Origin of the sequence: Blautia sp. MCC269, assembly GCF_018785655.1 — a bacterium.
GTDB lineage: Bacteria > Bacillota > Clostridia > Lachnospirales > Lachnospiraceae > Blautia_A.
Genome location: NZ_WQQE01000022.1, coordinates 73,299 through 100,293 on the forward strand (window position 1 = coordinate 73,299; position 26,995 = coordinate 100,293).

The window sequence follows — 26,995 nt, forward strand, 5'->3', positions numbered from 1 at the left end:
ATTTTCGCCCCCGAGAAATGACAGAAACAAGGCAGTAAGTATCTTCCCTGTGGTTTTTTGTTTTCAGGCGGAAAGGAGGATTGATATGCCGAAAATGAGTAGGAAACGGAAACAAGAGTGGGCGTTGTTTCTGAATGAAAGAAATCGCATTACCTACAACGAACTTTGCAGAAAATGCAGTAATGACTGCAAGCAGAGTTTCCGCTGTATCGTAGTGCATTGCCCTAAATATTTATCAAAAAGGAGAACAAAGAATAATGATGAAAATGGAAAATGAAATGAATGTAAATGTACCTCTTGAAGTTATCAAGGCAAGTGAAATCGAACCGAAAGAAGTGAAATGGTTGTGGTATCCGTATATTCCATTCGGCAAGGTTACGCTGTTGCAGGGCGATCCGGGCGATGGAAAAAGCAAGTTAATGCTTTCCATTGCCGCCCTGCTTTCAAAGGGAGAAGCCTTACCCTTTACCGATGAAGAAACAGAGCCTATGACAGTCATCTATCAGACAACGGAAGATGATGCAGACGATACGGTAGTCCCCCGTTTTAACTCTGCCGGTGGGAACGGAGAAAATCTTATCTTCATCAAAGAAGATGAAAAATCTTTATCTTTCGGGGATAACCGTATTGCTGAAGCAATCGAAAAGTACCACGCAAGACTTTTAATTCTTGACCCGATGAGTTCCTATATCGGAGAGAACTGCTCAATGAACAATGCCAACGAAACAAGGGCAGAGTTTAATCACTTGATTGCAGTTGCAAAAAATACAGGCTGTGCCATTGTGATTATCGCCCATATGAACAAGATGAGAGATACCAACCCACTTTATCGCACCAACGGTTCGATTGATATTGCGGGTGCTGCAAGAAGTATTCTTGCAATCACACGCACACCGAACAAGGAAGTACCTGCGGAAAGATATATGGTGCAGGTGAAATCAAACCTTGCCCCGACAGGCTCGGCAATTCTTTTTGAGGTGGCAGAAAAAGGAGTGGACTTTATTTCTGAAATGGAAATGACAGCAGAAGAAGCGTTCCAATCCCTCGCACCCAAAATGGGCAGACCGAACGAAAAGGAAATCAAGGCGAAAGAATTTCTTTTGGAAATGCTGAAAGACGGAGAAATGCTTTCTTCGGATTGCGAAGAAAGACTTGAAGCCGCAGGGTTCAAGAAATCGACCATCAAAAAGGCAAAGAAGAAAGCAGGCGTTATCTCACGAAAACGAGGCTTTCTGTGGTACTGGTCTTTGCCGATGGGCGATATACCGAGAGAATAAAAGCAGGCTGTCTGATGGGAGGACAGTCTGTTTTTATGATTGAGGTATCAAAAGGAGGTCAAGGGGGAACTCCCTTGCCCACGACATCTTTGCAGACGAAGTCTGAAAGTGTCATAGTGGGTTACACACATTCAGAGAATGTTGTGTAATGGCTTCGCCCTGTCTGGAAAGGAGAGCAAAATGGCAAAAAACAATAAGGCGGATATGAGTTGTGCAAGGGTAAAAAAGTACACCGCTTCTGATGTGAGCAAGGCGGAAAGGCACAACGAACGCAAGAATGAAACCTATGAAAATATGAATGTAATTGTGGAACGAATACCCTTTAATGTGCATTTCAAAAAGCCGACTGCCCCGACCTATATGGAGCAGTTAAAGCAGATGGAAACAGACGGGCAGGTGTCGCTTCGTGGGTTAAGGAAAGACGCTACCCTTTTCAATGAGATTGTGATTGATGTGAACACGATGTACTTCGAGCGTAACGGTGGTTATGAATACGCAAAGCAGTTTTATGAAGAAGCCTATCATTTCATCGAAGAAAAATTCGGTGCGGACAATGTTATATCGGCGGTAATGCACGCTGATGAAATCAATGTAGCCGCAAGCGAAGAACTGGGAAAAGAGGTTTACCACTATCATCTTCACGCTATGGTTCTGCCAGTGGTGGAGAAAGAAATCCTATGGAGTAAGCGTTGCAAAGACGAAAAACTGCGAGGAACAGTCAAGGAAGTGGTTAATCAGATTAGCCATTCAAAGAAATGGAAATCGGATATTCCGCTGACCGATGAAAAAGGAAATCCGCTTCTTAGGAAGAACGGCAAGCCGATGTTTCGAGCTTCGTACAGCATACTGCAAGATGAATTGTTTCACTATATGACGGAACAAGGGTTCAAGGGCTTTCAGCGTGGCGAATACGGAAGTACAGCGGAGCATTTAACTTCCCTGCAATATCAAATCAAGCAGGATAAAGAACGATTGGAGAAGTTGCAGAAGCGTATTCAAAAGGAACAAGTCAAGTATGAGCCTGCCCGTAATGTTTCCAAAACATTAAACGAGATTGACAGTATGGGGCAGAAAACAATCACAGGTAAAATGGCAATCTCTAAAGAGGATTATTCTCAACTGACAGCCCTTGCCAAAGAGGGTATTACCAGTCGTGCGGAAATCAAAAAATTTGAGCAGAGTGCAAATTTTTACCGACAGAAGTATATGGACAGTGCAAACGCATTGGAACGAATGAAAACCAAATACAACGAACTGAAAGAAAAGTGCAGACCTTTTCTTGAAGCGTTGGAACATTTCCCCGAAGTTGCCAAACTTTTTACCGAAAAAGTGAAGCAACTTTTTTCTTTTAAGGAAGCACAGGAACGAGCCGAAAAAGAAGCAAGGGAAAAAGAAAGACAGGAGCGTATCAAGGCACGAAAGAGCAAGCGAGGTATGGAAAGATAACCTTTTCCATTATACTCACGACTTAATGACTTCTTGATATGTTCCGATGAAACAGGCTGTATTTGTGGGGTGTTCCAAACGGAATGCCCCACAGTCAATTTATAAAAAGGAGAAAATGATTATATGAAAGAGAATACTTTATCTTATACAACACGAATAGGCAAAACAACTTTTATTGTAAATGTGAAGCAATCGGAAAGTGCGAAGAAGCCTTTGAATACGGTGTTTCAAGAAATATGCAGACACGAGATGTTGGGAGATTTTTCAGCGGATAAATATTTGAATTTAGAAAACTTACAAAAATCATCTTGACAAACTCGTTCCCGAAGGAACAGGTTATCGTGCAAAGTCCAGATTCGCACGGTTTTATAATATTCCGGAACTGATGAATATGTTCAAGGAGATTGCAGATATCAAGACTTCCGATCAGTTAAAGCTTCCTGTGCCGGAAGCGGAATATGAAACAGTGGTGCTGAAACCAACGGAACAACAGAAAGAAATCGTAGAAAGTCTGGGAGAACGTGCAGAAGTTGTCAGAAACGGCGGGGTAGATGCCTCGGTCGATAATATGCTAAAAATCGTGCGCTGCTAAGCGCAAAAGTATATCTCCCCCGCAGGGGGACATTATTAAAAGTAAATAATGGGAACAACCAACCTACCTGGAGAGGAAACTCAAAGGGGACAATCGCATGTTGGTAAAGCGGATAAGGAGTTAATCGCAATACTTCGATGCTCCGCAAGTTCCGTATCCTATGGTTAAAGCTATACTGCCTGAACCTTAGTTCCGACTTGGTGCAAAGCATCGCCCATCGGAAAGCGATTGATACCGATGTCATTGTATGCTCGTTGTTGTTGATTTTGGACGAGTAACTTTTTGCAATGAAAGAGCGCACAGTGAGTGCGAATAAAGGGACGAACAAGGAACCTAAGGGATACTCGATACGTATACTTTTGACGAATAGCAGGATTGCCTAAAGGGGGAGACCCCCATGGTAACGGAGTCACCATAGTAGTCCGAGCAAGGGAAAGCCTTGTACATGGCGAAGGGTGACAGGTAATTTCGATTAGTTAGAAAGGAGTAGGTGCGTGAGATGCGTACAGCCAAAACTGTTTTAACGGTCATTCAAGAACGTGGAAAACAAAAGAAACCTATTGAAAGAGTTTACAAGCTCTTATTTAACCGTGAATTATATCTGAATGCCTATGCTAAGTTATACCCGAATAACGGAGCAATGACAAAGGGTGTTACAAATGAAACGGTAGATGGAATGTCCATTCAGAAAATAGACAGAATGATTGAAATACTCCGTGAGGAGAAATATCAATGGAAACCAGCAAGACGGGAATATATCAAAAAGAAAAATGGTAAGAAGCGTCCGCTGGGGATTCCTGTATGGGGAGATAAAGTATTGCAGGAAGTAATGCGTCAGATTTTAGAAGCGTATTATGAGCCACAGTTTAGTGAACATTCCCATGGTTTTCGTCCAAACAGAGGATGTCATACAGCACTACAAGAAATACAGGTATGGAAAGGAACTCGCTGGTTTATTGAGGGAGACATTTCTCAATACTTTGATACAATCGACCATAAAATTTTACTGGAAATACTTGCAAGAAATATTCATGATGGAAGATTTATCCGTCTGGTATCGAATATGTTAGAAGCTGGATACTTGGAAGAATGGAAATTCAAGCAGACAATCAGCGGTGTGCCTCAGGGCGGAGTTATCAGTCCGATACTGGCTAATATTTATCTCAACGAATTTGATAATTGGATTGAAGAAGTCTTAATCCCAAAATACACAAAAGGGAAAAGGCAGAAATCTAATCCAGAATATAACAAGTTGACCGCTGAAATCCAAAAACTCAGAAAGGAGGGAGATGCAAAGACAGCCCATCAGCTTGTGGTTGAACGCAGAAAAATACCTTCTGTTAATACGCAAGATGAGAATTATCGCAGATTGCGCTATGTGAGATATGCGGATGATTTTCTACTTGGATTCACTGGCTCTAAAGCAGATGCAGAAGAAATAAAAGAAGAAATAGGAAGATTTCTAAAAGAGAAATTAAATCTGATAATGTCAGAAGAAAAGACTCTAATAACAAATGCAGGCAGTCAGGCGGCAAAGTTTCTTGGATATGAAATCAAAGCACAAAGGGTCAATGACTATATTGACCCAAAGGGGCGCAGAGGAGCAAATGGAGCAATCGCACTATTAGTCCCTGCAAAAGTAATTGAAGAAAAATGCAAGAAATATATGAAACGTGGAAAAGCAACTCATAGGAATAATCTTCTGCAAGATGATGATTTTTCTATTGTACAGACATATCAGCAAGAGTACAGAGGACTGGTGCAGTATTATATTCTCGCACAAAATTTGTCTTGGTTCTCGAAGTTGTACTGGTATATGGAAACTTCATTATTGAAAACTCTTGCGTGTAAACACAGGTCATCTATCAATAAGCAAAAGGCTAAGTATAGAACAACCATAACAAGTACAAGTGGAAAAACAGTTCCGTGTCTGCAAGTTGTAGTAGAACGTCCTAATAAAAAGCCATTAGTTGCGACATGGGGAGGAATTTCTCTTGTGCATAAACGAAAAGCTGTTATAGAGGATATACCATACAAGGTATATGGTGGGCGAACAGAATTAGTTAAAAGACTGTTGGCAGAGAAGTGTGAATTATGTGGAAGTACTAAAAATATAGAGGTACATCATATAAGAAAACTTGCAGATTTAAAGAAGAAAGGACAGGCAGAAGTACCTAAATGGGTACAGATAATGTCTGCCAGAAAAAGAAAAACGCTTGTGGTATGTCGGGAATGCCATGTAGCAATCCACAATGGTAATATAACCAAAAGTTCTTGAAATGGAATTACTGGGGAGCCGGATGATGCGAAAGTATCACGTCCGGTTCTGAGGGGGGATAACGGAAAAGGAGCCATTGCTACCTCGCCGGTATCCTACCCGACACCAATGACGGAAGGAAGTTAGCATTGGATCAGCGTTTGGTGAATGAATTATTGCCAGATAATCCAGAAAGTAAAATATCAGTTTGTGCAGAGAAAAGCTATGAAATATGGAAAGATACAGCAGCACAGAAATCCGCACAGTTGATTTTCTGTGATTTGAGTACACCGAAAGGCGATGGCAGTTTTAATGTTTATGATGACTTGAAGCAGAAACTGATAGAGAAAGGTGTACCGGAAAAAGAGATTGCGTTTATTCATGATGCAAATACAGAAGCAAAAAAGACGGAGCTGTTTGGAAAAGTGAAATCCGGGCAGGTTCGTTTTTTGATTGGCTCAACAGCAAAAATGGGTGCGGGAACTAATGTGCGTGCGACTTGTTGTCGTACAAACTCTAATGTGGGATAAATCCTGTATTAGAACTAAAATCGACGGCTGAATCTATTCAGCTAACTGATATTCCGAGGAGTGGAATGATGGGGTAACGCCCTGAAACGCTCCCCTTGATACTACGACGTGCAAAGGCGGTGTAAAACGCTGTATGTGCGAAGCTCGTTGAAGTCGGCAGAGAGGCACCGAAACATTAAGTTGTCGAAAGCTGTCCAGAGGTGGATGGTGTGTCCTATATGCCGGAGGTCTATAAACTGCCTATGGTGAGGATAGCTGGTAAAACAGCAGACGAACAGCCGAGTGTACGAGTCTAAAGCGTGATATGGCAGAAATGTCATAACCGTAAATCTACGGGGTATGTGAGGTAAAGTAAAAATGGACGTTATGAAATACCTTACAGTGTTACAGGCACTGGCAAGCATACAGGCTTATAGGCTACACCTAAGGGCGGCATGAACAGATAGGAATATCGGAACAAGGGAAGGTCAGAACACGGAGTGTTTACACGCAATGAAGTGTTAGCAGGGAAAGCGATTGACATTAGTATAACCTGCTTTTATCTGACTGAAAGTGGAGCCACAGTACCAATGAAGCGGTGATAATAAGCCGTGGAGGGATAGGCTCCAGTCAATCAGTAAGAATCGAAATTTAATTCGTAATGAATCAAAGGTTCGAGTAAGACTAAGAAAGGCGGACAGCCGACTTTGGCAGTGCCGAAGAAAGTGCTGAAACGTCAGACTCTAAGAAACATTGAGTATTATGGATTGCAGGAGATATTTGACGAACTATACCAGAAAAGTTTAGAAAACAGGAAATTTAGAAACCTGATGGAATTGATTTTGATGGAAGAAAATATCAAACTCGCCTATCGAAACATGAAAAAAAATGATGGAAGTACCACGCCGGGGGTTGACGGAAAAACGATAGAGCATTTAGCAAAAATGACTGAAAAAGAGGTCATCGAACTTGTCCGTAACAAACTGGAATGGTACACGCCGAAAGCCATCAGACGAGTGGAGATTGACAAAGGTAATGGAAAGAAAAGGCCACTTGGGATTGCCTCGATTGAAGACAGGCTGATACAGCAATGTATTCTGCAAGTGTTAGAGCCGATATGTGAAGCAAAATTTCACGATAGAAGCAATGGATTCCGCCCAAATAGAGGTGTGGAAAATGCACTTGCACAGGCAGAGAAACTTATACAGAGCAACAAACTGTATATCGTGGTGGATATTGACATTAAAGGATTTTTCGATAATGTCAGCCACGGAAAACTATTAAAACAGTTGTGGACGATAGGAATACAGGATAAAAAGCTCATTAGTATTATTTCAGCCATGTTAAAAGGAGAAATTGCAGAAATCGGTTTTCCAGAGAAAGGCACAGCTCAAGGGTCGATTATCTCACCATTGTTATCGAATGTGGTGTTGAATGAACTTGACTGGTGGATTGCCAGCCAGTGGGAATTTATGCCTACAAGACACGTCTATAAAGAAGCAATAAAGGCGAATGGAACTCAATCGAAATCAAAGAAGTACAGGGCTTTGCGGAACAGCACATTAAAAGAGTGCTTCATCGTAAGGTACGCTGATGATTTTAAAATCTTTTGCAGGAAACACAAAGATGCGGTTGTAATGTTTGAAGCCACAAAACAATGGCTCAAAACAAGGCTAGGACTGGATATTAGTCCAGAAAAATCAAAAATTGTCAATCTAAAACACAGTTATTCGGAATTTTTAGGATTTAGGATAAAAGTGCATAAGAAAGGCAAGGACACAAAATGTAAACCGCCAGTCGATAAGTATGTAGTAAAATCACATATCTCAGAAAAGGCTTTGAAGAAAATAAAAACCAACGCAAAAGAGAGAATCATAGCAATACAGAAAACGAATGGAAGCAGAGCCGGTGAGTATGCAATTCGGGATTATAATAGCTTTGTCATGGGAATGCAGAATTATTACAGCATGGCAACGTGCGTAAATCCAGATATACAGACTTTAGCCTATGAAATCAAGACAAGCATAAAAATCAGATTAAATACAAGAGTGAAACGCAGAACTAACGAAGCATTAACACCATATCTTTCAGAAAGATATGGAAAAAGTAAAGAACTGCGATTTATAAACGGTGTGCCATTAGTCCCAATAGGATATGTGCAACATCGTGTTCCGCTCCACAAAAAGGCTGTAGTAAATAAATATACAGCTGAGGGAAGAAAAGAAATACACAAACAATTAGAAACTGTAGATATAGAGAGGGTGCATGAACTTATGAGAAACCCTATCAGTAATGAAACTGTAGAATTTAATGATAACTGCGTTTCGCTGTTTGTGGCACAAAGAGGAAAATGTGCAATTTGCAAGCTGCCTCTAACTTTGGAAAATATGCGGTGTGTCCGTAAAATACCAAAATCTTGTGGCGGTGATGATAAATATAATAATCTGATTATTGTGCATAAAGAGATGGAAAGGCTGATAAAAAGTCAGGACAACAAAGAAATCAAGCGTATTCTAAACAAATACAAACTGGAAAGTAATCAAAGACGGAAAGTAAATACCATAAGAAAAAATGCAGGATTAGAGGAAATAGACGTAAAAGCACTTGATAAGGAACTGTAAGTTACGATGTTAAAAAGTAGAAGTTACTGATGATGGAACGCCGGATGAGGGGAAACTCTCACGTCCGGTGTGAAGTGGGGGAAAATCTGGAGATAACATCAAAGGATTACCTATCACTATAGGATCGTCTGATTGCCCTGCATCATCTAGATATTGGCTGGAAACCATCTGACTTGGAACAGAGGGAAGGACGTATTATCCGTCAGGGAAACCATAATAAAAAGGTTCATATCTTCCGGTATGTAACAGAATCCACATTCGACAGTTATATGTGGGTGCGACGTGAAGTCACTTAATTTAATTGTTTGGCGGACTATCCGACCAAACCAGCCATTCCGTTGGCTGAAGTCGTCACCATTGGCTATGTCAGTAATGACATTGTTCAAAAGCTGGTGATTAAACGTAACCCTACTTGGAGATTTAAACCGTGAGGTTAAAATCGAAACTGCTAGCTACAAAGTGGTTAGGGTGCAGGCTTTGATAGTATGGTTAACATATGTGAACCGCTGATAAACTTCGTTAAGGCGAAACAAGCCAAAGTAGCTGACAGGCTTGAACCAAAAGGTGTGCAGTTGGTTACCCCTCTCCATGTTTGGGGGTACACGGACATAAGACTGCCGGAGAAGAGGCGGAACCTAACCTATCATGTTAATTAAGTGGAACACGGTAAGCCCGTATTTTTGCCCATTGGGCAGGCAGACCGTAAGGAAAGCTGTTGGAAATGCGGGTATGGGATTGCGGAAAAAGCGAATGCCATTTTGTAATGAAGTGGATAGGGATTCAAAATTTGCCCCACCCGAAAGGGGAGCAGACTTCCGCATGGTGCTTAATTACGAGAGAATTTATAGAATTTTTGAAAGGAGTAAAGCAAATGGACATGAAAATGTGTGCGACTTCTGACGTCGCAAAGGAATGGGACAAGATTGATTGGAACAAAGCCAATGCGTACGTTAAAAAACTACAAATGCGTATCGTAAAGGCTCATCAAGAGGGTAAACATGGCAGGGTAAAATCCTTGCAGTGGTTACTCACACACTCTTTTTACGCAAGAGCTTTAGCAGTAAAAAGGGTAACAGAAAATCGAGGAAAAAGGACAGCAGGAGTAGACGGAGTATTATGGTCTACACCTAAGTCCAAATATGAAGCAATTCTTGACTTAAAACGCAAAAACTACAAACCACAACCATTAAAAAGGGTATATATACCTAAGAAGAACGGGAAAAAGAGACCTTTAAGTATTCCTACTATGAAAGACAGGGCAATGCAGACATTATATAAATTTGCATTAGAACCGATTGCGGAAATCACAGCAGACCCTAATTCCTATGGTTTTAGGATTGGCAGATGTACGCAGGACGCAATAGAGCAGTGCTTTACAAGTCTGAATAAGGCAAAATCGCCGAAATGGGTGCTTGAGGGAGACATCAAGGGATGTTTTGACAACACTAGTCACGAATGGATTTTAAAGAATATTCCATTAGATAAGGAAATCCTGCGTAAATGGCTGAAATGCGGATATATCGAAACTGGAAAACTGTTCCCTACGGAACTTGGAAGTCCACAAGGTTCAGCCATCTCGCCAGTTATCTGCAACATGGTGCTTGACGGATTGGAAACAAAACTGAAAGCAAAATACCATAAAACGAAGATAAAAGGGAAAGCATACTTTCCTAAAGTAAATTTTATCAGATATGCAGATGATTTTATTATCACAGGCGAAACAAAGGAACTTCTTGAAAATGGCGTACTACCGATTGTGGAGGAATTTATGGCAGAAAGAGGATTGGAGCTGTCTAAGGAAAAGACGGTAATCACACACATCACAGACGGCTTTGATTTTCTCGGCTGTAACATCAGATTGTATAAGGATAAGTTATTAACCAAGCCGTCTAAAAAGAATTACAAAGCAATCGTGGATAAAGTCCGTTCAATCATTAAAAGTAATGCAACATGCCGACAGGAAGATTTAATCAGACAGTTAAATCCCGTAATCCGTGGTTGGGTTAATTATCAGAAATATAATGTATCACATGAAGCATTTGAAAGATTTGACTTCGATGTATGGCGAAGCCTTTGGAGATGGTGCTGCCGCAGACATCCGAAAAAGGGTAAAAAGTGGATTGCCAAGAGATATTTCAGACGGATAGGTACAAGAAGCTGGACTTTCTGTGCCACAACAAAAGATGGTTTTGCACTAAAACTGATTTATGCAACAGATACTCATATCACGAGATTTCTGAAAACAAAATCAGAAGCAACACCGTTTGACAGCAGATGGGAAGAATATTTTGAGGAAAGAGACACTATGCGAATGATGCGCGAGATAAAGGGAAGAAAGAAGATAAACGCACTGTATAAAATGCAGAATGGAATATGCCCTCACTGTAACGAACGCATTACGATTGAAAGAGGTTTCCGAATACACACGACATTAGGCAAGGACTACAAGGAAAGATGTTATTTACTTCATGCCGATTGTCACAGAAAGATACACTACTCGATTGAAAATGATGAGCTGGCTCTGTTAGAACAACAGGGTTTATAAGTGCTTGAGCCGTATGAGGGGAAACTCTCACGTACGGTTCTTAGGGGGGAAGGCGGTAGTAATACCGCTGACCTACCCGACCAGTTAATCGAGAACAAGCAGAAATTCATCTCCCAGATTATGACGAGCAAAGCACCGGTCAGAAGCTGCGAAGATGTGGACGAAGCGGCACTGTCCTATGCAGAGGTCAAAGCACTGGCAACCGGAAATCCAGCAGTAAAAGAGAAGATGGCATTGGATGTGGATGTGGCGAAATTAAAGCTTTTAAAAGCGAACCACATGAATAACCAATACCGACTGGAAGATGATATTGCAAGGAATTTTCCGCAACAGATTGCAAAACTGATAGAGATCATTGACAGCTACAAGGCAGACATCGCTCATTTTTCTGAGCATAAAATCACAGATCCAGAGCAGTTTTCTATGAAAATCAGTGGCAAAGTGTTCACAGAAAAGAAAGAGGCAGGTATGGCACTTCTGGCGGTCTGCCAAGACATTAAGTCTGTAGATGCAGCTATGGACATTGGAAGTTATCAGGGATTTAACATGAGAATCCAATTCGACAGCTGGAGAAAAGAGTTTATCCTGTCTGTAAAGCATGAATCGGTAGCTAAAGTTCGGTTGGGAGCCGATGCTCTAGGAAATATCACTCGTATCAACAACCTTTTGGAAAGCTATCCGGAGAAACTGGCAGAAGCAGAACAACGGCTGGAAACGGTTCAGGAGCAGATGACAAATGCCAAAGAGGAAGTCGGGAAGCCATTTCCAAAAGAAGAGGAACTGAGCCAAAAACTGGAGCGGCTGTCAGAATTAAATGCACTTCTCAATATGGATGAGCGGGAAGATACAGAAACAGAGCAGTCGGAATCAAAAGAGAAAGAAGAAAGACCGGCACGAGGTTCTATTCATGAGAAACTGCAGATTTATAAAGAAAAGAGTCAGCGGGAAAGTGAAACTGGCAAGGAAACCAGAAAACGGGACTTCGGTCTGGAATAAATAAACAGGAAAGATGGCATAATTTGGTAGAAGAAGGTTCTGCCGGTTATGCCTTTTTTTAGAACACAGGAGGAATTTATATGGCGAGAAATATGATAACAGGAAAAGAAACGCAGAAAATGCAGGAATTTACGCAGGAACAGATAGACCGTGCAGAACACATGGGAATAGCGCTTCCAGTAGATGTAAAAGAACAGATTTTTGAATATGCAAATCTGATTGGCGAGGAAGAGAAAGTAAGGACGTTGGTAAGAAATCTGACAGATGCAATCAATCAGGCAGATGAAGATAAAGTAGAGGAACTTCTGGATGATGCAAAAATGGATATTCAGGACCTACCAGATCCAACCATAGGCAAGCTGGAATTACGTGATTATGGATATACAGCAGAAGACATGGTGCCGCTTAGAAAAGAAGCAGCTTTGGATTATCACAGAATGGGTTCTAAAATTTATTGCCTGGGCAGCGATGGTGACAAGGGAGAAGAGTATGCAAGTAAAGAAATGATACAGGCGCATGAAGGTCTGTTTGGCATGGAATTACAGATGTGGGAACGGATAAGGGATCAGGATCTGGATTATGCCGATGAAGATTTTGGAGCATTTCAGGAGCCTATGAGTGTCATTGAGCAGGAAGAAGCACTGAAATTATACGATGCCGGAGCAGATATCTATCTGATCACTAATTTTTCATCACCAATCTATGTCACGGAACGCAAGGAAATCGAACGAGGACCGGAGCATTATCAGATGTCCATGGCAGAACGGGAGCGTTTCCGTAACCTGGAATGGGAAATGCAGAAATATCCGCAGATTCAGTCTTTGAAAGAGGCAAACCTGTTGTTAGGAACAAGGCGAACCTTTGGTATTTATCAGATCAAAGATGATTTAACGGGCGAAAATTATGCATTTATGAATATGAGTTTTATTGAAAGTCATGGTATGCAGATAAAAAAAGAAGATTATAAGCTGGTCTATGTTGGAGAATTACTGGGAAATACGTCACTGGATGATATTTTTGAAAGGTTCAACATTGATAGACCGAAAGACTTCCGTGGGCATTCCCTGTCTGTCAGTGATATCGTTGTTTTGAATGATGGGGAAAAAGTAACAGCTCATTTTGTAGACAGTATCAGTTTTGAACAGCTGGATTCTTTCTTGAATCTGGAAGAACAGATTCTTAGTGAACTGGCATATGAGGTAGGAGAACGGTATTTTGCTATTCAGAGGACAGAAGAAGGATACGATTATTCCTTTTACGATGAAGATTTCCGTCTGATGGATGGTGGCGTCTATGAAAATGATGAAATTTCTATTGAAGAAGCGGCAGAGGAACTTCTGGAAGACGAAGGCTGGACTGGAGAACGCATCTGTGGGGATTATGATCAGTTGATGGAAAAAGTGAAAGAAATGGATGAGGTTGTAATGGCAGAGATTCAGAAAAGCCAGGGCGAATATAAGCCACTGGCTAAGGTAGAAGAACTGGAAGAGGCGAATTATAACATGATTGACAATGTACTTAACAATATGCCACTGAAGAAAGAACCTTATCTGGAATACTTTGCCACAGAATGTGATGAGTTCCATGATATGGGAGCTTATGAAAAAAGTACCGATGTTAATCAGATAGCTGCAGTCTATGAAAAATATAAGGAGAATCCAGAAACTGCGTATCTGGGATGCTCGATGGGAATTATCTATCGTGATCCGGAAGACAGTTACTATGATGAAGCCGAATTTGCAATCGTAAAAGGAAATACAGTACTTGGAAATCTGATGGATGATGTTCAGTTTTATGGAGAGCTTGCACTGGTACGGGAAGGGATTGAGAAAATTCATGAAGCATTGCCAGACTACAAGTATGTACCGATGAGGGATGTTCGAGAAGCAATGTATCCAGAGAAGATGACCACAGAACAGCTGGCAGAGGCACTGGATGAGATTGCAGAAGCATTTGATCCGTATGAGTATCGAGATAATGTGGAGATGGGAGAAAATACGATACAGGAAGTAATGCTGGATTTGCGAAGTGGAAATATTCATTACTATGTTTCTTACTTGAAGGATATTGTGGACGAAAAATGCGACCTGTCTGTTCGTGCAGGCGTATTGCTGGAAAGACTGAAAGCCTATGAACCGGAGCTTCCAAAAGATATAGAACCGATGGTGTATGTAAATTATTGTGAGAAAAGTGATTTGGGGAATCCAAGATGCCAGAAGTTATCTGATTTGGATTCCAAAACCGTAGAACAGGACAAAGCCTGGTATGCTGACCTTGATCCAAACACCAACGAACCAAAAACGACAGCACAGATGTTTTTTACAGTATATTATGCTGAGAAGGGCGACAAGATGCTGCATCATTTTCAAGGTAAGATAGAGATTGGTACCGGAAACGGAGGTATCATCAGTCAATTAAAGATGCAGAATGAAATGAAATTGACGGATGAAAGCTGGATCAGTTATCAGCAAGGAAAAGGCAATGAAGAGTATCAGAAGTATATGGAAGATCTGACGGATATGCAGAATCATGTACTGCCGTATTTGCAGAGTTTTTGCAGCCTGGAAGAAAAAGGTGTGCAGGAGAGACGAGAACAGAAGATAGCAGAGAAAAATGAGAGCAGAGAAACTGTGCCAAGAACTGGCGTTGAAGCAAATACAGCAGTTAAGGATGCAGGGAAAGCAGAAAGAAAGACAGTGGAACAGAAAAAGGCAATGGCAAGGAAAGAGAAAAAACCATCGATTCATGAACGCTTGGAAATCAATAAGAGAATCATCCAGGAAAAACAGGGAAAAGATAAGCCGGCGAGAGGAGCTGATTTGAGTGTAAGGACAGTGTAGTATAAGCAAAACGAGTCGGAGGTCACGGATGACAACGTGGCTTCCGGCTTTTTTTGTCTTGGTAAAAATGCTGAATTATCTACCACGAAAGTATACAAAGCTTACAAAGATGTATCTTTGTTCAAAAAGACTATATATGGGCGACCTTTTACGGGCAATTTATATAGAATAGAGAAAAGGTGGTAGAAATCATGGATATGAAAACAGCAGTTATATATCGTCTTGAAGAATTGATAAGGCAAAAGGATATTACCGTGAATGAGGCGGCGATACGTTCTGGTGTTCCGCCATCAACGCTGAAGAATATTTTGTATGGGCAGAGTAAGAATGTAGGCGTAGTTACAATCAAGAAATTGTGTGATGGATTAGAAATCACAATACCAGAATTTTTTGGAGATTCCATCTTTGCAGAGTTGGAACCGGAGTTATAGAAGTAAGAGATAATCTCATGGCAAAATTCTGCGGGATGGTTTTTTTATGAAATAAGGTTAGCTGTAACTAACAATGAGGGAGGATTATGTATAAGATAGCGATTTGTGATGATGATAAAAGATATAGAAAAACGATCAGAGAGATTATAGAGCATGAAAATAGTTTGCCTGAAAATGAAATCAGATTTTATGAATACGAATCAGGAAATGAACTTTTGAAACATACGGATATTCTCCACGAATTAGTCTTTATAGATATCCGTATGCCGGGGCTGGATGGAAACCAAACAGCATTAAAATTGAGAAATTATAACAAAGATGCAGTTTTAATCTTCTATTCCAGTTATTTTGAGCCGACAGTGGACAGTATAAATTTCGGACAGCCCTTTCGGTATATTATGAAGGACTTACACGATACCAGCTTACGCCGGGAAATTGCAGCTATTATGACTGAGGTAAAGAGACGCTTTCTGAATGACTATGCGGTAACGGTGACATCGGCGGGGAAGATAATACGCATACATGTGGAAAATATCTTATATGTTTCCAGAGCCAAAAGAGGATGTGAGATAACCATTGTGAAAGAGCAAGAAAAAGAGACAGTTCGGTGCAGAGAAGCGTTTGGAGAATTATGTGAACAGCTAAAAGATCAGGGATTTGCACAGGCGCATTATAGTTACATTGTTAAGTTGGGAAAAGTAGAAGGGTTAGAAAAAGGCGTACTACGGTTGAAATGCGGAATAGAACTGAATGTTTCAAGAGCAAAGAAAGAAGAGTTTACCGAGGCACTGTTTGAATATCTGAGGGAAAGGAATGGTTGATCTGATGAGTTTACTAAGAGATGTTTTAGTTTGCAGCCTTCAGGTATGGATGCTGAATGATTTTGGGAAAAATATGTTTCCGTATAGGGTAGAACCTTTATGGAAAAGAATTGGGGTGTACTTTGCTGCGGCACTTTGTATTTTTATTGCAAATCATATGGGAACGACGCTATTTAATATTGCGATTATTCCCGCAAGTTATACGATTGCTGCTATTATTATTTTTCAATAAATGGCCGTTCCTAAAGGAGTTGATTAATGCGATGTGCATGGAAAATAAGGAACTTGAGGCTGATAGCCATTTCAAGATAATTGAGTTATTAAAAGAATTGGATAAAATAGGTGTTGATGCTATCACAATAACATCGCCCTATTTATGCGAACTGATAAAAACACAATTTCCACGTTTCAAAGTTACAGTTGGTTTATATGCGTATGCATTCGATTTGAACCATATTAAAAGATGGATTGAATTAGGTGCAGATGAGATAACCCTAGCACATCATGTAAATCGAGATTTTAAATTATTAAAAAAAATGTTGTTATATACAAAAGGGAAAAATGTGACGTTACGTTTGATTGCGAATAATTTATGCTTACATATGTGTCCATACAGTATTATGCATGGGACAGTGCAGGGACATTTTAGTTGTTCAGATAGTTGCTCTCGGGGAGATATTGACTACTGTTTGATGAAATGTTTGAGTACTAAAATTGAAGATATGTCAAATTTGATAAGTTCAGATTGGATAAGACCGGAAGATTTATGCTATTACGAGAAATTATGTGAGGAAACCGATAATTTTAATTTGTCGATAAAATTGGTAGAGCGAACTAAATCAACAAAATTTCTAACAAGAGTTGTCGAAGCATATGCGAGGAGACAATATAAGGGGAATCTTTTGGATATATTGTTATGGCCAAAGTCGGATGATATGGTCGTAAAGACAGAGCCTACTGCTGAGGAAATGAAAACTATGGCAGAGCTATATAATATTTCTCAAATGTTTAATTATAGTAAGATATTTGATCTTCCAAATATTTATATTGATAATACTAAATTAGATGGATTCCTTAAAAAATTTGTAGATGATTATGCATGTAATCATAAAATATGTGTCTCAAAACAAAATATAGATGTAACAGATAGCAATTATTGTTCCTATTGTAGTTCTTGGGTACAGCGTGCAATTATTTATAACGGTGAACAGGTAGAAAAATGGATAGACAATTGTAGAGAATTTGAAAAAGCACTTGATAGAAGTGAAGTATTTAGAAGTGTATTATAAAAGTTGCAGAAAAATTAAATAAGCGATTAGAAAACTTAGTGGAAGTATAAAACAGCCATCATTCTTTTAGATGGCTGTTTTTATAAGAGAAATAAATTTATTTTATATTATGATTAGTTCGGTATTCCTTTGGCCCCATACCATAGGCATTTTTAAATAGCTTTGCAAAATGGCCTGAATTGTGATAGCCAACCTTTGCGGCAATCGTAGCAATCCCATAATCAGAGTTTTTCAACAGGAATAGCGCCTGATTCAGTCGCATTTCTTTTAGATACTCATAGGGAGTAGTGCCGTAATACTTCCGAAAAGCAAGCTGATACCGGGCAGGGCTCATTCCTGCGATTTGCGCAAGTTCTTCCCCGGACGGATAAGCAGACAAATCCTTTTTCATATAGGTAACTGTTTTTTTCAGATCACGGATGTCCTTATAATCTAACTTGACAGAAATATGATTTTCCTTTTGCTCCATGCCCTTAATGACAAGAGAGAGTAATTCCAGAACTTTGCTTTCCAGATATAAGTGCAGCGTTTGTCCTACCGCCTGACAATCCCTGATCTGCTGAAAGACAAAGTTAAGCTCCGGCAGATTTGGATTTTTCAAAAGGTATTCCTTTGCCACTTTTGATTGTTCATAATCTTTTCCATAATGCACCCGGAAATAAGTATCAAAATACTTTCTTGTCAAAATGATTTTTGTAAATCTTACCGGCTTTCCTTTTTCGCAATAGACATAGGTGGTCTTTTGGGTGTTCACATAGCAGTAAATCCCTTTACCGACGGGCTGTGTTTTCCGTCTCCCGATTTTGAAAGAACTGCTGTCTGTTTCAAACTGGCTGATTTCCATATATTCTTCAGAAATAGTTGCGATTTTTTCAAAGGTTTCCTTTGGCGTGTAGTCTGCAATCAGAATCATAAGCAGGTCATTCTCAAAGCGTATCAACTGAAATGAGCCGCTTCCGTAGTCGGAAAGCATACGATAGTAGAGTGAATCCTCTCCTGATAATTCCTGTACTTTTGCAAAGTTCATATTTTCTGGAAGCTGTAACAAGTAGTCTGCAATCGAAAGAGCCATTTTTTCATTCCTCCTTTAGAGCTTCAATAAAAAAGTCACAATCCAATTTTTATTAGTCACGATTTTATAAAAAAATAAATTAAAAAACTCCATAAAGCACCGAAAATACAGTACTTTGAGTTGCTTTTAAAAATTAAATTCCCAAATAGTATAGCTGTTGATTTTTTTATTCTAACCTGTAAAATGAATTGTGTCAAGGTTAGTAATTTCTAACCTCAAAAAAAGAGAAAGGAGGTTCGTTTCTTATGGAACAAAAACGAACCGGATTATCCTATGTTTTTACCCTTGCGAGAGGGGAACGTGGAAAGCTGGGCGTGGGAATGTTGTTGGCTGTTCTTTGCTCGGCCTTATCGCTGATTCCTTATCTGGTGGTGTATCAGATATTGCTTCTGATTATCCAAAATGAAGTGACGTTTGGCGCTATGGCTATGTGGGCCTGCATTGGAATTGCGGCAGCCATCGGGCAAGCCATCCTCATGTCTTTTGCGGGTATCTGCTCCCATGTGGCGGCGTTCAATACCATGCACAAAATCAAAGTAAAGGTGCTGGAACATATATCCAGATTCAACCTGGGCTTTTTTCAGGAACGCTCTCCCGGACAGATCAAGACAACGCTTTTTGACGATGTGGACAGAGTAGAACAATTTTTAGCGCACAGTACATTGGAACTGGCACAGGCGATTGTCGTTCCGCTTATGATGTTTATTTTCATGCTGCGCCTGCACTGGGTTATGGCCCTTGTTATGCTGATTCCTATGATTTTGGGAATTGCTGTTCCGATGATGATGGTTAAGAATTACCCGGATATGTCGGCGGAACTTGCAGAAGATACGGAAAAACTCAATGCTTCTGCCAATGAATTTATCACGGCCATGCCAGTCATCAAAATGTACCACTTGACAGCGGAAAAATTCGAGCAGTATCGGAACGCGCTTCACCTTTATACGACCTGTTGGAAAAAGATGTGCGTGTCCTCCTGCAATCCTCTGTCGATTGCCCTTGTAGTATTAGATTCCGCCATCCTCTTTACGCTGCCCTTTGGCGGCTGGCTATACTCAAAAGGCTCTCTGTCAGTAGCTTCTTACCTGTTGTTTATTTTGCTTACCATGTGCTTTTTCACTTCGTTCCTAAATCTGGTTACGATTGTTATGCAGTCGATGGAGCTTGGCAGTGGTTTGGACAATATCAAAAAGATTATGGATATGGACGAAATGAAAAGCGGAAGCAAGACCCTGAAAAAAGACGGCTGCTATGGAATTGATTTTGAGGATGTAACTTTCAATTATACCAGCGGAGGAAAAGACGCGCTCACTTCTGTAAACCTGCACTTGGAGCCGGGAACGGTCAACGCCTTTGTCGGCCCGTCCGGGGCTGGAAAGACAACGGCGGTTCAGCTTCTTGGGCGCTATTGGGACACCACAGGCGGAACCATCAAAGTAGGTGGAGTACCAATTACTGACCTAAAAACGGAAAATCTGATGGATTTGACGGCTTTCGTCTTTCAGGATGTTTTTCTTCTGGAAGATACATTACTGGAAAATATCCGTATGGGAACCAATGCCAGCGAAGAAGAAGTACGGCAAGCAGCAAGGTCAGCACAGATTGACGATTTCATTATGGGCCTGCCGAAAGGCTATCAGACGCGGATTGGCGACGAGGGTGTAAAACTCTCTGGCGGCCAGCAGCAGCGGATTTCGATTGCAAGAGCAATTTTGAAAGATGCTCCTATCGTCATTTTCGACGAGGCGACTTCCTACTCTGACATTGAGAATGAACATAAAATCCAGCTTGCCCTGCAAAATCTTCTGAAAGGAAAAACCACAATTATGATCGCCCACCGGCTCCATACTATCCGGGACGCAGATAAAATTGTTGTTTTTCAGGACGGTACTGTGGCCGAGCAGGGAACCCATCAGGAGTTGGTAAAAAAAGGCGGCGTATATGGCCGGATGTGGGAAATTTATACACAGGCCACTATCGGAAAGGAGGCGGTTTAAATGCTGCGTACCATTAGGAAGCTGCTTGGAGAAAAAAGCAACCAGATTAAGTTTCCGATTGCCTTAATGGGCGCGGACGCTGTTCTTAGTATCGTTTTATATGTTGTTCTCTATATGACAGTCATTCAGCTTTTAGGCAACACGCTTACGGCAGGTAAAATTGTTATCTACACGGCGATTTGCTTTATCAGTGTGATTGCCCGGTTGGTAATCTATCGGAGCGCCTATTATCTGTGCTTCGCAAGAGGCGCAGAAATGTGCGGGGAAATGCGGCTTGACCTTGCCAATCATTATCGCTCATTAAGTCTTGGCTATTTCAACCAGAACAGCAGCGGCTATCTTCTTGGAACACTGACAAAGGATTTAACCAATTTTGAACTTGTGATTACACATACACTCCCGTCCATTGTAAAGACCGTAGTAACGGCGGCTCTGGTGCTGATCGGAACATTCTTTATTAACTGGAAACTGGCACTTGCCGAATGTGTTGTGCTTCTAATTGCCATGCCGGTTCTCTCTTGGGGCAACCGTCTTGTGGAAAAATACGGGACACAGAAAAGGAATCTCACCGCAAAAATGATTTCGATTGTCTTAGAGTATGTCAAAGGAATGAAAGTTTTTAAATCCCATAACATGACAAGCTCCCACTTTTCCAGAATGACAGATACGCTGGACGCAATTCGCAAGACAAATGTAAAAGCAGAGGTAAAAATGGCGGCTCCCACCAGTATGTATTCGATTGTAGCCAATTTCCTGCTTCCTCTTGTTCTGTTGGTTGGCAGCTATCTGTTTCTTGGAGGTACGATTGCCCCCAATCAGCTTGTAGCTTTTATGTTGATGAGCCTTGCGCTGTCTGCTCTGCTGATTGCTTTTGAACACTCTTATAATCTGTTGAAAGACCTGAACTTGGCGGTACACAATCTGGAACAGGCGTATGACACGAAGCCGCTTTCTTACAAGGAAGAAGATGTAAAGCTGTCGCATTTTGATATTGCCTTTGAACACGTCGATTTTTCCTATAATAAGCAGGCTGATGTTTTGACGGATATTAGCTTTTTTGCAAAGGAAAATAGCGTTACCGCCCTGATCGGACCGTCTGGCTCCGGGAAATCCACAGTTGCAAATCTGATTGCCCGGTTTTGGGATGTGTCAAAAGGAACTATCCGCATTGGCGGCAAGGATATAAAAGATTTAAACCCGGACGGGCTTCTGCACTATATCAGCGAGGTGTTTCAGGAAAATACGCTTCTGTCGGACACGATTTATAATAATATCAAGGCTGGCCGGGAGAACGCAACAGAGGAAGAAATCATAGAGGCAGCAAAGGCGGCACGTTGCCATGAATTTATCGAAAAGTTGCCGGAGGGGTATCAGACCCGGCTTTCCGAGGGTGGCAATACGCTTTCTGGCGGCGAAAAACAAAGAATTGCTATCGCAAGGGCCATTCTGAAAAATGCGCCTATTCTGCTTTTGGATGAATCGACGGCTTCACTTGACGCGGATAACGAGGCAAAAATCAATCAGGCGTTAGACCGCTTGATGAAAGGAAAAACGGTATTTGTAATCGCCCACCGGCTGAATACCATTCAAAATGCAGACCAGATTATTTTGTTAAATCAGGGACGCATTGAAGAAATGGGAACCCATACGGAACTGCTTGCGAAAAAAGGCCATTACTATGAAATGGTTCAGGAGCAGGAAAAAGCAAAGAAATGGATTGTAAATGGGGCATAAAGAAAGGCCGGTAAAGGAGGGGATACCGATGGGACTGCTTGACCTATTACTGGTTGCTGTTGGGTTATCAATGGACGCTTTCGCTGTTTCGGTCTGTAAAGGCTTGAATACCAAAAAGCAGGAGTATATTTTGGCGGATTCCAGGCGCTTATGCCTACACTCGGATATATCTGAGGCGGAACAATTCGCCAGTATATTGAAGCGGTTTCTAAATATGTCGCATTGTTTCTTCTGTGCATAATCGGTATCAACATGATTCGTGAAAATCTAAAAGGTGAATGTAAAGGAACAAGCAGAGAATTAGGCTTTACCGTTATGATTCCGGCTGTGATTGCTACAAGCATTGACGCTTTCGCAGTCGGCATAACGCTGACGGCCTTAAATGTAAAAATTCTTCCCTCGGCCGCACTGATAGGAACCACGACATTCTTAATTGCGTTTGTCGGCGTATGGATTGGACATTTTTTCGGAGATCGGTTAGGAAACCGGGCCGGAATATTAGGCGGTGTAATTTTAGTTTTAATCAGGGTACGGATTTTTATTATGGGCTGACAAAAAAGATTGGAGGAATTGGAACGAATGAAAAAATTAAATGAATTGGATGATGGCTCCTGCGGAACGATTGTCGCAATCACCGGGGATAGCCATTTTCAAAGCCGGATAACTTCTATCGGGCTTACTATAGGAAGCAGGATTGAAGTTATACAGAATCCTAAAAAGCAGCCGGTTCTTCTGTATAACAGAGATACAATGGTTGCGCTGAATAAAAATGAAGCAGAAAAAATCATGGTGGAGGTGAGGTAATAATGGCTGAAAAAACGATTGCCCTGCTGGGGCAGCCTAATTCTGGAAAATCAACTCTTTTTAACGGATTGACCGGTTCCCGTCAACACGTTGGAAATTGGCCCGGAAAAACTGTGGAGCGTAAAGATGGCTTCTTTTCCCATAATGGCATAACCTACAAAATCGTGGATTTGCCGGGTACATATAGCCTTTCTGCTAACTCCGATGAAGAAGTAGTAACGAGAAACTATATTTCCAGTGGAGAGGCCGACCTTGTATGTATTCTGGCCGACGCTTCACAGTTAAACAGAAGTCTATTTATGCTGGCTGATTATGCTGGAATCCATGTTCCTGTCGTATTGCTTTTAAATATGATGGATATAGCCGAGGGACAGGGAAAGAAAATCAATGTAGCGGGTTTGCAAAAATCCTTGGGGGTTCCTGTTGTTCCTATGGTTGCGGCAGACAAAAAGCAATACCAGCCGTTCTTTAACCTGTTGGAAAATCTTGAAAAAAGAGCCTCTTTTCTAAATGCTGCAAAGTTGGAGCAGCTTTGCCGGAAAAATATTGGCGATGAATATTCTGCAATTTTAGAATTGCTACCAAAGCAGGGAATTGAAATATACTCTGCCTCATGGCTGGCTGAAAAGCTGTTGGAACAAGATAAGCTCGCACTCTCTTTTGTTCAAGGGAAAACAGAACCGGGGATATTTGAAAAAATAAAGAGTTTAATCAGTTGTGTAAAAGATGGAAATTTGCGGACGGCAGATTGCAAATTTAAGTGGATTGACACACTGATTCAAGAAAATGTGACAAGCAGCAAAAAGAAAACCAGCCGTAGCCGGTTTGATAAAGCAGCCACTAGCAAACGGTGGGGAAAGCCTATTGCCATTGGTATGATTGTGCTGGGGCTGATCTGCTCTATGCTGATTGGTATGCCCCTTATGGAACTGGTAGGGGCGCTGATCTCCGGCATTTCAACGCCGCTGGCAAATTGGCTCCTTAGTGTTGGAGTTGCCTCTGTCATTGTATCGCTCTTGTGTAATGCTGTATTAACGGCTGTTACGTTTGCCTTGCAAATGGCTTGCTATGTATTTGGAATCAGCCTTGTTTTCGGATTTATGGAGGACATCGGGTATATGGCCCGTATCTCCTATGTGTTTGATAATACCATGACGAAACTTGGTTTGCAGGGGAAAGCGATTATGCCCTTTCTTGTTAGCTTCGGCTGCAATATAGGTGGTGTCACCGGCACAAGAGTTATTGATTCTTGGGGACAGCGTATTTTAACGATTGCCCTTTCTTGGGTAGTTCCCTGTGCTTCTACCTGGGGTGTAGTTGGTCTTATCAGCGGTACATTCTTTGGAGGAAAAGCCGTTTTTGTAATATTGTCCTTGTTTGCTGTGGCCTTTTTGCACATTTACATTACCTACAAAATTTTTGGACGTTCTTTAAACAAGGAAAATGACCGTACCGGCTTGATTATGGAATTACCACCATATCATAAGCCGCACTGGAAAACCCTGTTAGGCTCTGTATTCAACAAAATGGGAAGCGTTCTCAAACGGGCGCTTAGTATCATCATTTGCATTTCCGTAATATTCTGGCTTCTTTCTTATACGCCGGACGGAAATGTGACGAACAGCATTATTTATCGCATTGGAACTTTTATTGAGCCGGTAACAATGTTCTTTGGTTTGCCGTGGCAGTTGTTTATGGCCTTTGTTGCTTCTGCAATGGGAAAAGAATCAGCTCTCGGTGTTATGGCCTCCCTGTTCAATACGGCTGGTATTTGGGGAGCGATTGAGGGAACAAGCGCGGTAGATACAGCGGCGCTTAGTACAAACCTGCTGTCTACAATATCTCAGCCGGAAGCTCTGGCTTTCCTGTTTGCGTTTTTCTTCAATATGCCTTGTCTAATGGCATTGGCAGCGACCGCACAGGAAACTCATTCTATGAAATGGACAGTAAGGATTGCCCTCTACTATATCCTTTCTGCATTGATTTTGGCAACAATCGCATACCATGTTGGCTGTGTCATTTTCTAAAGGAGAGGAGATATTGTGCTGATTCAATTATTAGATTATCTGCAAAGCGGAAAAACATACAGTATTCAGGAATTGGCTGATCTTTTGCATAAAGATATGGACAGTGTGCGGGTAGAGCTTGAATATCTGGAAAATCAAGGCTATATACACAAAGTAACCAGTCAATCAAACTGTACTCAAAATTGCAAAGGGTGTCACGGCTGCGATCAGCCTGCGATAACTGTTGACACTTGGGAAGTGGTAAAGAGAGGATAAAGAGGAAGAATTGAACTTTATGCGCCAGGTGAGGGTTATCTTGAAACAATTTTAATCCCTCAAAAGATAAAGGGAATGATTTGCTTTATAGATGCGGTTCGGTATATAGAAGTATCTAAGCCGAGTGTATGTATAGCAATCAATGTTCTGAAAGAAGGAGGGAGTCTTACAAAAGATATAATCTTCATCTGGCGGAGGTCTTCCGTATTGAATACTGTATCAGTGACGAATCTTTCCTTAAACTAAAGAAATATCAAGAAAAATATTAAAACAGCAACGGAGATGATGCTGAGACAACTGGTAAAAGTAACAGATGCTTATCCTTTGACAGAGACAGATATTGCTTTGATTACAACTGCTTCTTCCCTTCATGATATTGGTAAGATTCGTATTCCGGAAGAAATATTGAATAAACCAGGCAGACTTCCCGATGAAGAATTTAAGATTATGAAAACCCATAGTGAGCTTGGCGCGGCTATAATTAAGGACATGGATTTTCCGCAAGATCATCCACTGGTACATACCGCATGGGAAATCTGCAGGTGGCATCATGAAAGATGGGATGGAAAGGGCTATCCGGATGGATTGAAAGGTGAAGAAATACCAATCTCCGCACAGGTGGTATCGATTGTTAATGTTTATGATGCACTTACAAGTGAAAGATGCTATAAGAAAGCTTTTGATCATGATACAGCGATTCAAATGATCCTGGACGGACAATGTGGACAATTTAATCCCATCCTTCTTAAGTGTCTGAAAGAACTGAGTATTCAGCTTTCAAAAATGCTTAATAAAGAGATGGACGATAATAAATATTCTCATGAAATACAGAGACTTTCGAATGAAATACTCAATGATAAATCCCTGCCGAATCAAAACTATTCACAGAGTGTTGTCAAGGTCATGCAGGAAAAGATAGATTTCTTCAAATCAAACAGTGGATTGAATTCGATTGATTACAATACGATTTCAGGTCAGTTAACTATACTAAACGGAAAACAGAAGATATTATGTCAGAGAAAGAATCCGGAATTTGATCTGTTTAAAGAATTTGGAGTAATTGAAGAAGATGTTCAATATATTCGTGTTTTGTTGCGTCAGACATCTGTGAAAAATAAAGAAATTTCTGTGCAGATAAAAGCAACAGTGGAAAATGACAGTCAGATGTACAAACTGAAATTACATACGCTGTGGTCGCCTATGAAGAAAGATGTATGAATAGGAATTATCGGTTTTTTTGAAATGGCAAAATAAGTATGAAGATTATAAATATAGAGTGTATGGAATCAATCAAATTCATATGCTCTTTTTCTTTTTTGATTGAAATAAGTATGCGTGGACTACTTTTGGGTGCGAGTGTGATAGGGTAGCGCAAGAATAGATTAGATGGAAAGGAAGAGGCACGAGAGTATGAAACTTTTTCTGTAAAATAATGTTTAGAAGGTTCTTCTATGATAAAATAAATATCATTAGGAGGGCTTT

Annotated in this window: 22 protein-coding genes and 3 pseudogenes; 23 read left to right on the top strand and 2 right to left on the bottom strand. The window is 40.9% G+C overall.

Features of this window, described 5'->3' with window-relative positions:
* Window positions 1-85: 85 nt before the first annotated feature.
* From GPK88_RS08170 to GPK88_RS08245, 16 genes and pseudogenes are all read left to right on the top strand, one after another.
* Window positions 86-277, top strand: a complete 192-nt coding sequence (locus GPK88_RS08170; RefSeq protein WP_161276680.1) for a hypothetical protein — start codon at window positions 86-88, stop codon at window positions 275-277.
* Entirely contained in the window at window positions 258-1,277 is a 1,020-nt protein-coding gene (locus GPK88_RS08175) for an AAA family ATPase (protein WP_215707674.1), read from the top strand. The genes GPK88_RS08170 and GPK88_RS08175 overlap by 20 nt, the downstream gene beginning before the upstream one ends.
* 180 nt (window positions 1,278-1,457) lie before the next feature.
* Window positions 1,458-2,723 (top strand): plasmid recombination protein, encoded by a 1,266-nt coding sequence (locus GPK88_RS08180; RefSeq protein WP_215707675.1) that lies wholly within the window; start codon window positions 1,458-1,460, stop codon window positions 2,721-2,723.
* Window positions 2,724-2,846: 123 nt separating this feature from the next.
* Window positions 2,847-3,035, top strand: a complete 189-nt coding sequence (locus GPK88_RS08185) for a transposon-encoded TnpW family protein (protein ID WP_004452856.1) — start codon at window positions 2,847-2,849, stop codon at window positions 3,033-3,035.
* Between the two features lies 1 nt (window position 3,036).
* Window positions 3,037-3,303: pseudogene (locus GPK88_RS08190) on the top strand (hypothetical protein); the annotation flags it as partial.
* 511 nt (window positions 3,304-3,814) lie between these two features.
* Window positions 3,815-5,593: a reverse transcriptase/maturase family protein gene (locus GPK88_RS08195; RefSeq protein WP_004841037.1), complete on the top strand. Its 1,779-nt coding sequence runs from the start codon at window positions 3,815-3,817 to the stop codon at window positions 5,591-5,593.
* Between the two features lie 92 nt (window positions 5,594-5,685).
* Window positions 5,686-6,066 (top strand): annotated as a pseudogene (locus GPK88_RS08200) (hypothetical protein); the annotation flags it as partial.
* A 722-nt stretch (window positions 6,067-6,788) separates the two neighbouring features.
* Window positions 6,789-8,702, top strand: coding sequence for a group II intron reverse transcriptase/maturase (gene ltrA / locus GPK88_RS08205; protein ID WP_017144707.1), 1,914 nt, complete (start codon window positions 6,789-6,791; stop codon window positions 8,700-8,702).
* Window positions 8,703-9,347: 645 nt separating this feature from the next.
* Window positions 9,348-9,602: a hypothetical protein gene (locus tag GPK88_RS08210; RefSeq protein WP_215707682.1), complete on the top strand. Its 255-nt coding sequence runs from the start codon at window positions 9,348-9,350 to the stop codon at window positions 9,600-9,602.
* Entirely contained in the window at window positions 9,574-11,247 is a 1,674-nt protein-coding gene (gene ltrA / locus GPK88_RS08215; RefSeq protein WP_215707676.1) for a group II intron reverse transcriptase/maturase, read from the top strand. The genes GPK88_RS08210 and ltrA (GPK88_RS08215) overlap by 29 nt, the downstream gene beginning before the upstream one ends.
* Window positions 11,248-11,367: 120 nt before the next feature.
* Window positions 11,368-12,243: a helicase gene (locus GPK88_RS08220; protein ID WP_252197717.1), complete on the top strand. Its 876-nt coding sequence runs from the start codon at window positions 11,368-11,370 to the stop codon at window positions 12,241-12,243.
* A gap of 80 nt (window positions 12,244-12,323) precedes the next feature.
* Entirely contained in the window at window positions 12,324-15,083 is a 2,760-nt protein-coding gene (locus tag GPK88_RS08225) for a YodL domain-containing protein (protein ID WP_173698701.1), read from the top strand.
* A gap of 191 nt (window positions 15,084-15,274) precedes the next feature.
* On the top strand, window positions 15,275-15,514 hold the full coding sequence (locus GPK88_RS08230; RefSeq protein ID WP_055152358.1) for a helix-turn-helix domain-containing protein: 240 nt from the start codon (window positions 15,275-15,277) through the stop codon (window positions 15,512-15,514).
* Between the two features lie 86 nt (window positions 15,515-15,600).
* The gene (locus GPK88_RS08235) at window positions 15,601-16,335 is read left to right on the top strand and encodes a LytR/AlgR family response regulator transcription factor (protein WP_055156941.1); all 735 of its coding nucleotides are present in this window, start codon (window positions 15,601-15,603) and stop codon (window positions 16,333-16,335) included.
* Window positions 16,328-16,567 carry a hypothetical protein gene (locus tag GPK88_RS08240; RefSeq protein ID WP_215707678.1) on the top strand — a complete coding sequence of 80 codons (240 nt, stop codon included), beginning with the start codon at window positions 16,328-16,330 and terminating at the stop codon, window positions 16,565-16,567. The genes GPK88_RS08235 and GPK88_RS08240 overlap by 8 nt, the downstream gene beginning before the upstream one ends.
* Before the next feature lie 37 nt (window positions 16,568-16,604).
* Window positions 16,605-17,624 (top strand): U32 family peptidase, encoded by a 1,020-nt coding sequence (locus GPK88_RS08245; protein WP_215707679.1) that lies wholly within the window; start codon window positions 16,605-16,607, stop codon window positions 17,622-17,624.
* Window positions 17,625-17,721: 97 nt separating this feature from the next.
* Here GPK88_RS08245 and GPK88_RS08250 read toward each other — a convergent pair whose 3' ends face one another.
* Window positions 17,722-18,696: an AraC family transcriptional regulator gene (locus GPK88_RS08250; RefSeq protein ID WP_027090205.1), complete on the bottom strand. Its 975-nt coding sequence runs from the start codon at window positions 18,694-18,696 to the stop codon at window positions 17,722-17,724.
* Window positions 18,697-18,941: 245 nt separating this feature from the next.
* On the opposite strand from GPK88_RS08250, the gene GPK88_RS08255 reads away from it, so the two are divergent.
* From GPK88_RS08255 to GPK88_RS08285, 7 genes and pseudogenes are all read left to right on the top strand, one after another.
* Entirely contained in the window at window positions 18,942-20,693 is a 1,752-nt protein-coding gene (locus tag GPK88_RS08255) for an ABC transporter ATP-binding protein (RefSeq protein ID WP_027090206.1), read from the top strand.
* Window positions 20,694-22,427, top strand: a complete 1,734-nt coding sequence (locus GPK88_RS08260) for an ABC transporter ATP-binding protein (protein WP_027090207.1) — start codon at window positions 20,694-20,696, stop codon at window positions 22,425-22,427.
* Window positions 22,428-22,649: 222 nt separating this feature from the next.
* The gene (locus GPK88_RS18855; protein WP_240474551.1) at window positions 22,650-22,979 is read left to right on the top strand and encodes a manganese efflux pump; all 330 of its coding nucleotides are present in this window, start codon (window positions 22,650-22,652) and stop codon (window positions 22,977-22,979) included.
* A 27-nt stretch (window positions 22,980-23,006) separates the two neighbouring features.
* Window positions 23,007-23,231, top strand: a complete 225-nt coding sequence (locus GPK88_RS08270) for a FeoA family protein (protein ID WP_027090208.1) — start codon at window positions 23,007-23,009, stop codon at window positions 23,229-23,231.
* A 2-nt stretch (window positions 23,232-23,233) separates the two neighbouring features.
* Window positions 23,234-25,258, top strand: a complete 2,025-nt coding sequence (feoB, locus tag GPK88_RS08275; protein WP_027090209.1) for a ferrous iron transport protein B — start codon at window positions 23,234-23,236, stop codon at window positions 25,256-25,258.
* Between the two features lie 15 nt (window positions 25,259-25,273).
* A complete protein-coding gene (locus GPK88_RS08280; protein WP_051592819.1) occupies window positions 25,274-25,513 on the top strand; it encodes a FeoC-like transcriptional regulator in 240 nt (79 codons plus the stop codon).
* 261 nt (window positions 25,514-25,774) lie between these two features.
* A pseudogene (locus GPK88_RS08285) lies at window positions 25,775-26,731 on the top strand (HD-GYP domain-containing protein); the annotation flags it as partial.
* 7 nt (window positions 26,732-26,738) lie between these two features.
* On the opposite strand, the gene GPK88_RS08290 reads toward GPK88_RS08285, so the two are convergent.
* On the bottom strand, window positions 26,739-26,995 hold a 257-nt coding region (locus tag GPK88_RS08290), incomplete at its 5' end, for a hypothetical protein (protein WP_215707680.1).